This window comes from Tumebacillus permanentifrigoris, assembly GCF_003148565.1.
In the GTDB taxonomy this organism is placed as follows: domain Bacteria; phylum Bacillota; class Bacilli; order Tumebacillales; family Tumebacillaceae; genus Tumebacillus; species Tumebacillus permanentifrigoris.
The window spans coordinates 145,128-156,764 of record NZ_QGGL01000005.1; the positions used below are offsets into that span (position 1 = coordinate 145,128).

An 11,637-nucleotide genomic window follows, 5' to 3' on the forward strand; every position below is an offset into this window, starting at 1 on the left:
GACGTTCATTCGGAGTTAGGACACCAAGTCGTACCACGCCATCTGGATCTCCTCCAGAACCTTCTCGTTGGTATCCTCAGCAGCGCCTTCAAAGCCTTCCAGAGCCAACACCCACTTGCGCAGGGTGGCAAACTTCATCGACAGCACATCCGTGCCCGGATGCGCTTCGTTCAGCGCTTCAGCGATGTCTTGTGCATCTTCCCAGTTCATCTCGTCAACCTCCGATCTAGCAATCCACGTCGGACGCGCCAAACGCAGTCTTGTAATAGGTACAGGCTACTTTCCCCGTCTCACTGCTTCTCCACATCCCGAACACCCACTCGTCCGCATAAAACGCAAACGTCCGAGTGAACGATGCCTGACAGGAAGGGCACACGGCGATCTGGTTCCCACGCAGTCCCTCCAAGGGGGAAGGAGTGATCACGTGGCCGCAGGATGGACAATCAAACGTCAGCAACGCTTCCTCCATGACGCAGGACTCCTCTCGACTTCATCTACCCCTCATTCTACCAGAAACTCCTGAGCTCATTCATGATCCAGCTCACAGATTCGCGCCCAGACCACCTCGCGGAGCAAGCGATCTGCCCCAAGCGGCTGCCCGAGCACAAACTCCACGCCCGGATGCTCCACCCGCGCCGCTTCCACGAACGCTGGCAAGTCCTCCGACACGTGACTGCCCGGCAACAGAAAAAAGGGGATCACCACGACCCGCTGTACGCCTTGGCGCACACAGGTCGCGATCCCCTCTGGAATGCTCGGGCTCGTCCCTTCCAAAAAAGCCGGCTCGACGACCACGTCGCCGCGCCGGGCCCGCACCTGCTCCACCATCGCATGCACATCCGCGTTGGCGGCAGGTACTGGGCTCCCATGCGCGATCAGAAGGACGGCGTCGCGCATTCTTAGCCGCGCAGACCTTTGACCAGCGCGACCACGTCGGTGCCGATCTTCTCGAAGCGCTCTTGCATCTTCGGGTTCTGGAAGCTACCGTCTTCGTTGAACGCATCCCCATAGCCGATCGATCCTTGCTGCGGGATCACATAGCCGTGCAAGGAGCGCAGAATCGTCGCCAATTGCCCCAGTGTATTGGTTGCAATCGGACCGCCAGCAGCTGCCACGAGACCGACCGGCTTGCCTGCGAATTGATTGTAGCCGACGAAGTCGAGCGCGTTTTTCAGCACGCCAGACGGACCGTTGTGGTATTCCGGGGAAGCGATCAAAAAGCCGTCCGCTTCGCTCATCGCCTTGATGAACGCTTCAACGTTCTCGCCCGACTTCTCCGATTCCGGATCATAGATCGGGAGCGGCTGCTCACGCAGAGACCATTCAATCACTTCTGCGCCGGCTTGACGTGCAGCTTCGGCTGCGACGCGCAGACCTTTGGTAGACTTCGATTCCTTTTGCAGAGAACCAACGAGAGCAACAAGTTTCATGTAAATAAAACCTCCTAATGAAATTTCTACCACTTACAATACGATAATGTATAGATAGTCGTCAACCACAAAATGGACATACTACCGACGAGGGAGGTGAGTTCAATGCAAAAACCAGCAACGCGAGTCCTCTGCCTCCTGCTGACAGTCGGTGTGCTGCTCACGGCCTGTTCCAGCAACCAAGACCCGCAACGCAATCCGCAAAACACCGGGTCTGGCGGTGGAGCCACAGGTGGCGGAGGCACCACCAGCGGATCTGGCGGCGGAAAATGATCCCCTTTTGGAAAAGGAATCCTCTTGCACCAGCGCGAATAAAACAACTATAAATTCGTACTTGATCGCAAAGGGGGTTCCCTTCCTAGATGTTCACAAAAATCAGACAGAGATGGTTGCGTGAACTGTTCAATTGGACATCTGTGGTGCTCATCGCGTTCCTGCTGAACTTGGTCATCCGCGACCATGTCTTCGCGTTGACCCGGATCGAAGGAACCTCGATGATGCCTACGCTCCACGACGATACCCGCGTGTACCTCAACCGGCTCGCCTACACCTTTGAGAACCCCAAGCACGGAGATGTGGTGGTGTTTCCTGCCCCGCATGACACCCGTGATTTTATCAAGCGAATCATCGGCCTGCCCGGTGATGTGGTGGAGATGCGCGACGGTCATCTCTTCGTCAACCGCACCCCCCAGGACGAAACGTATATCGACACGGTCACCGAAGACTTTCCTCCGGTAACTGTCGCCCCTGGCTGTGTTTTCGTGATGGGGGACAATCGACATCCGCTGGCCTCGATGGACAGCCGCGACCAGCGAGTGGGTCTGATCGAGATCGCGACACTCAAAGGCCGCGTCGATTACATCCTCTACCCTGCCCCTCATTCCGTCACACGCTAAACAAAGCCTACGGGATCGTCCGTAGGCTTTTTGATGTCCACCAGCCAATCTGCTGTGTGAACAACGCTTGCGACTGGGTCAGGTATTCGCTGGCTTGCTTGTAATCGCCAAGTTGCTTGGCAATCGTGGAGAGCAGTCGGTACGCCGCCAGCAATTCGCGCTGCAGGCGGTGCTCCTGCAACAGCCCTACCGCCTGCTCTGCCTGTTCGCGAGCCTTCATCCACAGTTCTGCGGCGGCGAGTGCATCAGCGTACTCGTAGTTGAGGCGGGCGAGCAAGCGCGTGGAGAGCTCCCCAGAAATTCCAGCAACCGTTTGCAAGGCTTCCTCCAGCAAGGATATCACCTCGAGCAGCTGCCCTTCTCCACGTCGGATCACCGCCATCTCGCGCAAGATCTCGGCTTGTAGCGATGGATCTCCTGACTGGGCAGCGTGTGCTCGACACGCTTCCAGCCAGAGGAATCCCGCGTGGTGCTGCCCTTGCTGGCACAGGAGGACACCGCGTTGCACCCGGACCTGCAACGCCATTTCTGGCAAGCCGCATTGCTCGTAGAGCGCTTGTGCCACCTGCAACTGCTCCTCGGCCTCCTGCAACTTGCCCTGTGCTAAAAAACGACCGCCCAGCCCTGCAGCGATCTCCGCTCGGGTACGGGTGCTGCCCAGACGATGCGGTCGTTCGTCATTCCATCTCGCAGCCTCCACCCAGAAGCGTTCCGCCTGTTCCTCCTGTCCTAGCGCCTGGTGCGCGCGCGCCAACCCAACACACAACGTGAGCCGTTGCAGGTCTGGTTCGGAGATTTGGTAGGCATGCATCAACCAATGCAAGGCCAACGCCCATCGTTCGCACAGGACGGCCGCTTCACCTAGACGCTTGTACAAGTCGTAGACGTCGTCCGCGCGATCTTGTCGGATCGCAATCTCCAGCGCCGCCTCGTAATGAGGCAACGCCAATACAGGTTGTTCCAAACGTTGATAACAGACGGCAATTTGGAAATGTAGATCGTATGGAGTCCACGCGGGGTGTGAGATCGGCAGGCAGTCTTCTAGGATGGGGAGCGCTTGTGCGTAGTGGTGAAGTGTGAAAAACGCCTGTGCCCGCTTGTAACGGGCCAGACGTTCTTGGTCGTCCAGCTTTGCAGGGAGCAATAGGTCCGAGTCCGCGCCCAATCGTCTGGCAAGCTGTAGCAACAGCTCTCTGGACGGCTGGACGCGGTCGGACTCAATTTGGCTGATCATGCTCTTGTTCACCAGGCCGTCCGCCAATTCGCGTTGCGAGAGGCCGGCCTGTTGCCGCAGCGCACGCAGTCTGGCTCCCAGCGTCACGATTAGAGGATGATGTGCGGCGTGTGACCGGCACCCGGCATCTCCATGAACGCGGTCATCAGCATCACCGACAGGCGAACCGCTTCCTCGCGGTTTTGCAGGCCGAACTTCTCCTGCACCTCTTCTGCCGTCACGCCTTGCTGGAACAACGCGGTGCCCTCGTATGGAGTGGAAAGCACGACGAGCTTAGAACCCATCGCCATGCCGAGCAGGTATTGCGGCGGAAGCGGCAACACCGCGAACTCCACCGTACCTTGTTCATCTTGGAAGGAAAAATGAGTCAGTTCTACATAGCCGAGAGATTTTTTATCAACGTTCATCTGCGACAACTCCCTTGCTTCGTTGTTCTTATTCTTGGTACACTAAGGGACAACTCATCCCAAACATGTAAGGGGGCTCCCCGATGGGGATCGTGATCGTCGAAGTCTGTGACATCAACCCGGCCTCCGCGCTCGACCTCGAACAGCTCGAGGAGGACTTCCCCGGCGTCAGCGCCATCCGCACGCCATGCTTGAGCAACTGCACGATGTGCGCCTCGACACCCTATGTCTACGTCAACGGCGAACTGCTCGCCAACGCAGACCGCGAAGTCCTGCTCACCCAGATCCGCGAGCTGATTCAACAGGAACTGAGCGCGTGGGAGTCGGAATTCTAAGACAAAGCCCGGCCGTGAGAGCGGCCCGGGCTTTTTTTGCCTATGCGGTTTGTTCGACAGCTGCGTTGGTGGTGACTTCGACTTTGTAGCCGCTGTGCTTTTTGATGTTCAGCACGCCGATGTCGAAGATCAGGTATTGCCCCTTGATCCCGATCAACTTGCCTTCAATCGTCGGTTCCTTGTCAAAGCCGATCGACTTGACCTTCTCCAGCGTCTCCAGAATCGGATACGTAAACTCGAACAATTGGTCGACATCGAACAGATACTGCTGGAACTCTTCCGGCACGATCGCTTTCATCTGGGCGCGCACATCGAACAGATCTGCTTCCTCGAAAACGCCTTTGAGCATTTTACGCCAGTCCGTTTTGTCGGCGATATGCTCGGCGATGATCATCTCCAACTCGCCCGCCATCTTGCGGGTTGGCAACTCGGCAATCGGAATCGCGCGGATCGCGCCTTGGTCAACCCAACGCGTCAATTCGCGATGCTTGCGGGTCAGTCCGACCTTCACGTTCGAAGAGAGCGCGAGGTAGACGTAGTGTGGGATCATGCAATGCGTCTGGGCAAACGCTTCGTCGCGACACGTGCCTTTGTCGAAGTGGCACTCATGCGGCTTCATGATGCACAAGTCGCACTCCGCCAGCGTCGTCACGCACGGGTAGCAATAGCCCCCGCCATACAGTTTGCCCTTCACCTTGCGCCCGCACGAGCAGCAGGCTTTTTCCTCAAGAAACGTCAAGGTCAATTTCGTGCCGATCAGTTCGTTGAGCGCAACCGTCTGCTCGCCGACTTTCAGAAAGTACGCGACCGGAGATTCCGGTTGGTGGCGCAATTCGCTCAAAAATCCTTGGTATGTGGTCATGCTGAACACCCTTTCTAGTACGCCTCAGTATGCTAGACTGATTGTACCAAAAAGTAAGTGTACTCTGCACCTGATCCAGATTTGTTTAGAATCGCTCTACGCTCGTAACATGTTGTAGACGGTGAATTGCTCAATCGGCTGGAATCCGAGGCGTTCATAGATGCGTTCGGCCGGTTTGTTGCCACGCGTCACCGTGAGGGCGACCACCGCGTTGGAACCGTCGCGTTTGCGCACCCGACGCAACCCTTCTCGCGTGATCTCCTCACCGTAGCCCTGCCCGCGAGCACCTTGGAGCACCGCCATGTACAACAGCATCGTCGTCCCGTCATAACGCCCACCTCGGAAGGTCTGGAACAGGGCAAACCCGACGTCGCGACCCGCAGCATCGGTCGCCAGCACCCACAAGTTGGGGTCGAACTCCCCGAAACGATCGCGGAACATCTCGAAACTCTGTTCCGGGTGCGCGGCATCCCATTCCATCATCGGGTCGAGCGATCCGGCAAAAGACGCTCGAAACGCTTCGTAGAAGCGATCGTGCGTTTTGGGGGAATACGCGGAGTAAGTCAGCAGTTGCGTTACAGGTTTGATCTCCTTCGTCAGCTTCAATCGCATGTCGAAGCGGTCGATCAGCTTGTGGAAGCCATTCTGCATGAAAACGTCACCCAGCGTGTGCCCCGCTGCGTCGGCATAGTCGAGGTACACCGCCTTGCGAGTCTCAGGGGAGACCAGCTGCCAGAATCTCTGCAAAAAAGCGCCCGTCACGGTCGCTTCGTCAAACGCCGGGTCGATGTCCGGCTTCGTCAGATGAACGTCGCCCTCGAACTCGCCGTAGCGCATCACGCCAACCATGCGGCTGCCGTCGACGGCGACCCATGTGTCCGACTCGATCAGTTCGATGATGTTCTGCTCGCGAAACCGTTGCAGGTCACGCTCCAGTTGTCGCTCCAATTCTGCACCGCGAAACCCGCGTGCTGCCAATACAGTACGCGTGATGGCGAATACATCACCAGGCCGCACTGGCCGTATGTAGATCTCCATGTTGCACCCTCCATTTGACTTCCTACTGCCTTTACTATACCTTAGTGTCGCCGAAATGAAAGGAGCCTACCTCACATGAACATTTCTACCTATACGATAACTCCACAAGCTCCCTATCGCTTCGATTTTTTTCGAGAGCGCATCGTCACCTCCAGCAACAGCTATCTGTATGACATTGGGGATCAGCATCTCGGCCGCGCCCATCTGATCGACGGGCACCACGTATTTGTACGCGTCTCTTGCCCTAACCAAGGCTCGGATGCCCCGGAGTTCCACCTGCACGTCGAGGGGGCTCCTGATGAAGCGGTTGCCGAAAAAGCGATGCGCCTCTGGCGACATATGCTCTCCCTCGACCGCCCGCTCTACCCATTCTATGCAAAAATGTCCGGCGACCCTGTGCTCTGCGGGATCATCGACCAACTGTCGGGACTGAATCTCCTGTTGGAAGCCGATCCGTTTGAATCGATGATCCTGTCGATCATCGGCCAACAAGTCAACCTGACGTTCGCCGAGAACTTGAAGCGAGCGCTGGTCGAGTTGTGCGGCACTCGCATTGAGCTGAACGGACGTTCGGTCTACGCGTTTCCGACACCAGAGCAGATCGCCCGCCTCCAGTATGAAGACCTGCGCCCGCTCAAGTATTCGCAACGCAAGGCCGAGTACATCATCGACTTTGCACGCGGCGTGGTGAACGGGGAGATCGACCTCGCCGCACTGGAGCAGATGGACAATGACGAAGCGATCGCCACGCTGGTCAAACTGCGTGGCATCGGGCGCTGGACAGCCGAGTGTGTCCTGCTGTTCGGCCTCGGTCGCCCTGACCTGCTTCCGGCGGCCGACATCGGGTTGCGCAACGCGATCCAACATTTTTATGGCCTCGATCACCAGCCGACAGAGCCGGAAGTACGGGAGCGGGCAACGGCGTGGGCAGGCTATGAATCCTATGTCACCTACTACCTCTGGACAGCGCTGGGGCTGGCAAAAGCGCAGGCGAAAAAGCAGAAATCGACAGGCAATTAAAAAATTTGTTGATGGCTACCCCCACAGGAAGAATCGACCAGCCGTACCTTATGGCAGACAACCACAAAAAGGAGCTGGTAGATTTATGAAAAACAAAATGACAGCACTGCTTGCACTTACGTTGGTCTCTTCCTTGGGAGCTACTTCGGCATTCGCCACGATGCCCGACAAAAACGACCGCCCAGACTTCCAAGTCAAGGGCAACTATAAATTCGCAGTGAAATTCAACGACGTTTCCAAAGACGACTGGGCGCTCCGTTTCATCACCGAGATGAATTCCAAAGGCGTCATCAACGGCTACGGCGATGGCAAATTCCAACCGAGCAACAACGTTTCGCATGAAGAAGCGATCGTCATGACCGTTCGTGCGATGGGGCTGGCCGACGAAGCCAACGCGCTCGCCAAGGACATCACGCTCGACCTGACCGACGCAGCCACCGTCTCCGATTGGGCGAAACCGTACATCTCCATTGCGATTGAAAAAGGATTCCTCGATGCCAAGACTGCACTGAGCCCGCAAGCGTCTGCAGACCGTGAATGGACCACCGAGTTGGTCGTCCGTGCGATGGGACTCAATGAAGAAGCAAAAGCCCACATGCAGGATACCCTGAACTTCAACGATGCGAAGGAAATCGATGCGGATGCAGTGGGGTACATAGCGGTGGCCGCCGACAAAAAAATCATCTCTGGCTACACCGACCACACCTTCCAACCGCACAAGCCGGTCAAACGCAACGAGTTGGCGGTCATCCTCTGCAACGCGGAGCATCTGTTTGAGTACGACACCGACCGCCAGCACCAGACCCAAGGCCAACTGCAAGGCTCGCTGAAGACCGTGTCCGCGACAGAACTGACCTTCACGACCTCGACCAAGCAGGAAGTCACCTACAAGATCGCCAGCCAATCCTACGTGTTCCTTGGCAACCAGATCTCGCAATGGAGCGACCTGAAACCGAACATGTGGGTTCGTGTACTGCTGAACCAAACCGGGGAGATTGTATTCGCCCAAGCGAAGGCTGTCACCCCGGACCCAGTGGAAATCGAGTCCTACGCGAGCGGCAAAGTCATCGCGTACACCGCACCGACTCCCAATGCTGCAGGTTCCATCGCGATCGTGAAGGACAAAGACCGTGAGAAAAAGTCCAACCGCGTCCTGACCCTGCCGGTGGCGAAGGATGTTAAAATCCTGCTCAACGGTGAACTCGGCAAGACCACCACATTCAAGGCTGACGACAACGTGCGTCTGATCGTGATCGACAACACCGTCATCCAGATCAACGTTATGAAGTCGGGATCGAAGTACGACGACAAACTGTCCCCGGAAACCCCGGTGAAGTAGGACGTACTTTGGACGCACTTTGGAAAAAGAGCCCTCAACCACGCTCGCGTGGTCTGGGGGCTTTTTGCATGAGCCTGAGGTGGTTAGAGGCACATCCCGCGCTCGGAGATCAGATTGCGGCTGTACGTCCGTGCGGAGAGCAGCAGTTGGCAGGCGTGGCGGAAGTCTTCCTCGTCCGCGTAGACCCACGCTAGTTCGGAGAGCGCCTCCTCCCACTCGAACACGCGCTGTTGTGCGTAGTGCGTGTCCACGACCTGCTGGATGCGCCGCTTTCCTTCACTGTGTCGATGGCGCTTGACCTCGACTCGCCCGAGCAGCGTCTGCAACTTGGCGCGAACGGTGTGAGGTGTTGGAATCCAGCGTTGCGCCTGCACACAGGCGTGCTCAGCAGCCTCGACGTCGGAGGCCTGCAGGTGCAGTTTGGCAAGTTCCAGCGCAGCCAACCCTGCGGCTTCTAGAAACCCCATCCCCTGCAACTGCTGGACCGCCGTTGCCAGCGTCTGACGAGTCTCCTGCCCGCGGCCGGTCGATTCGATCAGCAACGCCTGTTGCACCCGATTGCGCTCGTGTCGAGCACGGTGTTGCAACACGTTATGCAGATGGCCTGCACGTTGCCCGAACGTGATCGATTGGCGGTGGTCGGAGGACTGGCGAAACGACTTGCTGAGGCTTAGGCACATCCGCGCTTGATCGGTTAGCGTGCGGGCGTGTTCGAAGTACGGAGCTGTCCGTGCGCAATACGCGAGCGACTTTTGCATCTGTCCCAGTTTCGCGTGTGCCTGTGCGATGCGAAACAGCAACCCCGCGTAGAAGTAGCGATCAACACCCTCGACGCGGCGCAGAAATTCCAACCCCCGCTCCCACTGGTAGATGGCGTTGTCATAGCGCAGCGCCATGAACTGGATCGTGCCTCTGTGTTGGCAGACCAACGCCATCAGCCCATGCTCTTCGCTGGACTCGGCCTCCCGTGCCAATTGTTCGACCAAGCGTATGGCATTGGCGACTTGCCCGACCTGTAGGTAGCACGGAATCAGTTCGCACATCAACTGAACACCGTCTTGTTGACCGCGTGGGGTGTTGAGCAGTTGTTTGAGCAACAACATGCCCTCCGTATAGTCCCGGCCAGCAATCAGCATCTGAGCAGCGCGATATGTGCAGACGTACTCGAGGTTTGCCTCGCTGCTTTCGATGAGGAATTCCACGGGAACCTCCAACCGTTGAGCGATCTGTAGCAAGATGTGATAGGACGGGCGCGCCTTGCCCGTCTCAATCTGGGAGATCATGCTCGCGGTGCATAGCCCACTCGCGAGATCTCCCTGCGTCATATTGCGACGTTGCCGCATCAATTTTATCCGTTCTCCCAACACTGGCATCTCCGTCATGTCTACACGCCCTCCCTTTATATACATAACAAAAATCTCACTTGTACAGGTTATCTGTTTACAAGTGAGATTATATGGGATAAAGGTTTTCCAAGGTAGATAGCAATACCTCTTAGAAGTGTTAGGTATCATTTTAAACAAGAAACCCCTCACAGTAAGTGAGGGGTTTCTTGTTTATACGTTTGTGCTTTTCGTAACAATAAGTGGATCAGGCCAAATGTCGAACGCAACCTTAGAGACGCCGAGCGGGTTTGGATAGTCATCAACCGCAACCGTGGAACTATGAGCTCCCTTGACACTTACAAAACCGATTGCTAGCAACGCTGCACCTACGAGAGACAGAACTACTTTTTTCATTGAAAAACTCCCCCATTCACGATATATGTTGTTTCTTGAGCACGACGAAGAGTTTCGGCTACTTTTTCCAATGTGAAAAAGGCTTCCTCGTTACGACCTTTTTTCCGATACGCCTCCACACAAATTTGCAAGCAGTCTGCCGAATCTCTCTGCAACCCTAAGCCTTCAAAGTACTCAGCAGCTAGCAGAGAGTACTCTACAGCGCGCTCAAAATCTTGAGTATGTAAACAATACTTCGCGTGCACTTGATACAGATAGACATACCTTGGATCATGCTGGAACTTTGTACAAGCAATTCGCTCATGACCTAATTTAATGAAGCGATCTGCTTTGTCCATCTGCTTTTCAGCTATATATATGGAGGCGATTCGTGCGTAGGTATGGATCACTAGCTTGTCATCACCGTTTTTATCAAATTCGACTACACAATCCAACAGTTCAGTTATTGCGCCGGCTGGGTCTTTTTCTGCCATGATGGAGGCCGCAAATTGTTGTCGTACAACAAATGCCAACTCAACTACGTTATGACAGCGATACAAGGCCAACGCCTGTTGCATATAGGATTCGGCTTCGTCAAACTGATTGAGTTTTTTCTGCAAGACTCCCAACGAGAAATACGTGGACGCGAGACGTTTCATATCCGATAACTCGTTAAACACTTTCAGGGCGTCATCCAGATACGATTTGGCATCTGTGTAAAAACCTAATACACCACACACAACTCCTAGATTAAAACTTATCTCTGCAATCAAAAGTCTCGATTCCGGTATCTTTTCACATAACTCCAGCGCTCGCAAATAATGCATGTGCGCATAAATCATGTTCGATGATAAGTTGTGAGAATTACCCAGTTTATTGTAGAATTCGGCCATGAAAGCATCGTCCATGCTCCGGTCAGCTTCCAGCTTGTTCTTCAACTGTGTAAGCAATCTGACTGCCTCATTCGGTCGATCTGTTCGCATCCAGCACTCGGCGCGTAGCAACGACAACTGCGTTCGATGATTCTCCGTCAGGTCTGGACGAGCCTCTAGTTCTTCGACGAGATCAAGAGCACGGGAGTACTCCTTTTGTTCGGTGTAGATCTTCAGAATCTCCAGCTGCAACTTCGCCTCCAGCTCACTCTCCCGATCCTGCATGATCTCATAGAACGGAATCTCCAATTTCTCCGCCAGTTTGCGCAAGATCTCCGCCGATGGGGTGTGTTTGTCCTTTTCCACCAAACTCACGGTCTGGTGCGAACAGATCCCGTCAGCCAACTCCACCTGCGACATCCCCCGCTGTGTTCGATACCGCTTCAAGCGCTGCCCAATGGTAAACGATTGATTCGTCAATTTATC

15 protein-coding genes are annotated in these 11,637 nt (G+C 55.6%); 5 read left to right on the forward strand and 10 right to left on the reverse strand.

Going from position 1 to position 11,637, the window contains the following annotated elements; translation table 11 throughout:
• Positions 1–15 precede the first annotated feature (15 nt).
• From iscX to C7459_RS07185, 4 genes are read right to left on the reverse strand one after another with little or no spacing between them, the layout of a single operon-like run.
• Positions 16–210: a Fe-S cluster assembly protein IscX gene (gene iscX / locus C7459_RS07170; protein ID WP_109687839.1), complete on the reverse strand. Its 195-nt coding sequence runs from the start codon at positions 208–210 to the stop codon at positions 16–18.
• A gap of 16 nt (positions 211–226) precedes the next feature.
• On the reverse strand, positions 227–469 hold the full coding sequence (locus C7459_RS07175; RefSeq protein ID WP_109687841.1) for a hypothetical protein: 243 nt from the start codon (positions 467–469) through the stop codon (positions 227–229).
• Between the two features lie 56 nt (positions 470–525).
• Positions 526–897 carry a sirohydrochlorin chelatase gene (locus C7459_RS07180; protein WP_109687843.1) on the reverse strand — a complete coding sequence of 124 codons (372 nt, stop codon included), beginning with the start codon at positions 895–897 and terminating at the stop codon, positions 526–528.
• A 2-nt stretch (positions 898–899) separates the two neighbouring features.
• The gene (locus C7459_RS07185; RefSeq protein ID WP_109687846.1) at positions 900–1,430 is read right to left on the reverse strand and encodes an NADPH-dependent FMN reductase; all 531 of its coding nucleotides are present in this window, start codon (positions 1,428–1,430) and stop codon (positions 900–902) included.
• A gap of 105 nt (positions 1,431–1,535) precedes the next feature.
• Between C7459_RS07185 and C7459_RS23235 the strand changes: the two genes are divergently transcribed.
• Both C7459_RS23235 and lepB read left to right on the forward strand, forming a co-directional pair.
• Positions 1,536–1,703 carry a hypothetical protein gene (locus tag C7459_RS23235; protein WP_170119328.1) on the forward strand — a complete coding sequence of 56 codons (168 nt, stop codon included), beginning with the start codon at positions 1,536–1,538 and terminating at the stop codon, positions 1,701–1,703.
• A gap of 89 nt (positions 1,704–1,792) precedes the next feature.
• Positions 1,793–2,326: a signal peptidase I gene (lepB, locus tag C7459_RS07190; protein ID WP_109687848.1), complete on the forward strand. Its 534-nt coding sequence runs from the start codon at positions 1,793–1,795 to the stop codon at positions 2,324–2,326.
• A 7-nt stretch (positions 2,327–2,333) separates the two neighbouring features.
• On the opposite strand, the gene C7459_RS07195 is transcribed toward lepB, so the two are convergent.
• Positions 2,334–3,647: a helix-turn-helix domain-containing protein gene (locus C7459_RS07195; protein ID WP_170119329.1), complete on the reverse strand. Its 1,314-nt coding sequence runs from the start codon at positions 3,645–3,647 to the stop codon at positions 2,334–2,336.
• Positions 3,648–3,649: 2 nt separating this feature from the next.
• Entirely contained in the window at positions 3,650–3,967 is a 318-nt protein-coding gene (locus C7459_RS23240) for a hypothetical protein (protein ID WP_170119330.1), read from the reverse strand.
• Between the two features lie 83 nt (positions 3,968–4,050).
• Between C7459_RS23240 and C7459_RS07200 the strand changes: the two genes are divergently transcribed.
• Positions 4,051–4,302 (forward strand): YuzB family protein, encoded by a 252-nt coding sequence (locus tag C7459_RS07200; protein ID WP_109687852.1) that lies wholly within the window; start codon positions 4,051–4,053, stop codon positions 4,300–4,302.
• A 40-nt stretch (positions 4,303–4,342) separates the two neighbouring features.
• Here the strand turns inward: C7459_RS07200 and C7459_RS07205 are convergent, their stop codons facing one another.
• Together C7459_RS07205 and C7459_RS07210 are read right to left on the reverse strand one after the other, a co-directional pair.
• Positions 4,343–5,164: a DUF2797 domain-containing protein gene (locus tag C7459_RS07205; protein WP_109687855.1), complete on the reverse strand. Its 822-nt coding sequence runs from the start codon at positions 5,162–5,164 to the stop codon at positions 4,343–4,345.
• Positions 5,165–5,260: 96 nt separating this feature from the next.
• The gene (locus C7459_RS07210; RefSeq protein ID WP_109687857.1) at positions 5,261–6,202 is read right to left on the reverse strand and encodes a GNAT family N-acetyltransferase; all 942 of its coding nucleotides are present in this window, start codon (positions 6,200–6,202) and stop codon (positions 5,261–5,263) included.
• A 75-nt stretch (positions 6,203–6,277) separates the two neighbouring features.
• Here C7459_RS07210 and C7459_RS07215 point away from each other — a divergent pair, with 75 nt between their 5' ends.
• Entirely contained in the window at positions 6,278–7,222 is a 945-nt protein-coding gene (locus tag C7459_RS07215) for a DNA-3-methyladenine glycosylase family protein (protein ID WP_109687858.1), read from the forward strand.
• A gap of 85 nt (positions 7,223–7,307) precedes the next feature.
• Positions 7,308–8,561, forward strand: coding sequence for an S-layer homology domain-containing protein (locus C7459_RS07220; RefSeq protein ID WP_170119331.1), 1,254 nt, complete (start codon positions 7,308–7,310; stop codon positions 8,559–8,561).
• An 83-nt stretch (positions 8,562–8,644) separates the two neighbouring features.
• Here C7459_RS07220 and C7459_RS07225 read toward each other — a convergent pair whose 3' ends face one another.
• Positions 8,645–9,943 (reverse strand): helix-turn-helix domain-containing protein, encoded by a 1,299-nt coding sequence (locus tag C7459_RS07225; RefSeq protein WP_170119332.1) that lies wholly within the window; start codon positions 9,941–9,943, stop codon positions 8,645–8,647.
• Positions 9,944–10,296: 353 nt separating this feature from the next.
• Entirely contained in the window at positions 10,297–11,631 is a 1,335-nt protein-coding gene (locus C7459_RS07235) for a helix-turn-helix transcriptional regulator (RefSeq protein ID WP_170119333.1), read from the reverse strand.
• Between the last annotated feature and the right edge of the window lie 6 nt (positions 11,632–11,637).

What these genes read in the sequence shown, in the direction of transcription:
- iscX (WP_109687839.1), bottom strand. Translation starts at nt 210, where the DNA reads ATGAACTGGGAAGATGCACAAGACATCGCTGAAGCGCTGAACGAAGCG.
- C7459_RS07175 (WP_109687841.1), bottom strand. Translation starts at nt 469, where the DNA reads ATGGAGGAAGCGTTGCTGACGTTTGATTGTCCATCCTGCGGCCACGTG.
- C7459_RS07180 (WP_109687843.1), bottom strand. Translation starts at nt 897, where the DNA reads ATGCGCGACGCCGTCCTTCTGATCGCGCATGGGAGCCCAGTACCTGCC.
- C7459_RS07185 (WP_109687846.1), bottom strand. Translation starts at nt 1,430, where the DNA reads ATGAAACTTGTTGCTCTCGTTGGTTCTCTGCAAAAGGAATCGAAGTCT.
- C7459_RS23235 (WP_170119328.1), top strand. Translation starts at nt 1,536, where the DNA reads ATGCAAAAACCAGCAACGCGAGTCCTCTGCCTCCTGCTGACAGTCGGT.
- lepB (WP_109687848.1), top strand. Translation starts at nt 1,793, where the DNA reads ATGTTCACAAAAATCAGACAGAGATGGTTGCGTGAACTGTTCAATTGG.
- C7459_RS23240 (WP_170119330.1), bottom strand. Translation starts at nt 3,967, where the DNA reads ATGAACGTTGATAAAAAATCTCTCGGCTATGTAGAACTGACTCATTTT.
- C7459_RS07200 (WP_109687852.1), top strand. Translation starts at nt 4,051, where the DNA reads ATGGGGATCGTGATCGTCGAAGTCTGTGACATCAACCCGGCCTCCGCG.
- C7459_RS07205 (WP_109687855.1), bottom strand. Translation starts at nt 5,164, where the DNA reads ATGACCACATACCAAGGATTTTTGAGCGAATTGCGCCACCAACCGGAA.
- C7459_RS07210 (WP_109687857.1), bottom strand. Translation starts at nt 6,202, where the DNA reads ATGGAGATCTACATACGGCCAGTGCGGCCTGGTGATGTATTCGCCATC.
- C7459_RS07215 (WP_109687858.1), top strand. Translation starts at nt 6,278, where the DNA reads ATGAACATTTCTACCTATACGATAACTCCACAAGCTCCCTATCGCTTC.
- C7459_RS07220 (WP_170119331.1), top strand. Translation starts at nt 7,308, where the DNA reads ATGAAAAACAAAATGACAGCACTGCTTGCACTTACGTTGGTCTCTTCC.
- C7459_RS07225 (WP_170119332.1), bottom strand. Translation starts at nt 9,943, where the DNA reads ATGACGGAGATGCCAGTGTTGGGAGAACGGATAAAATTGATGCGGCAA.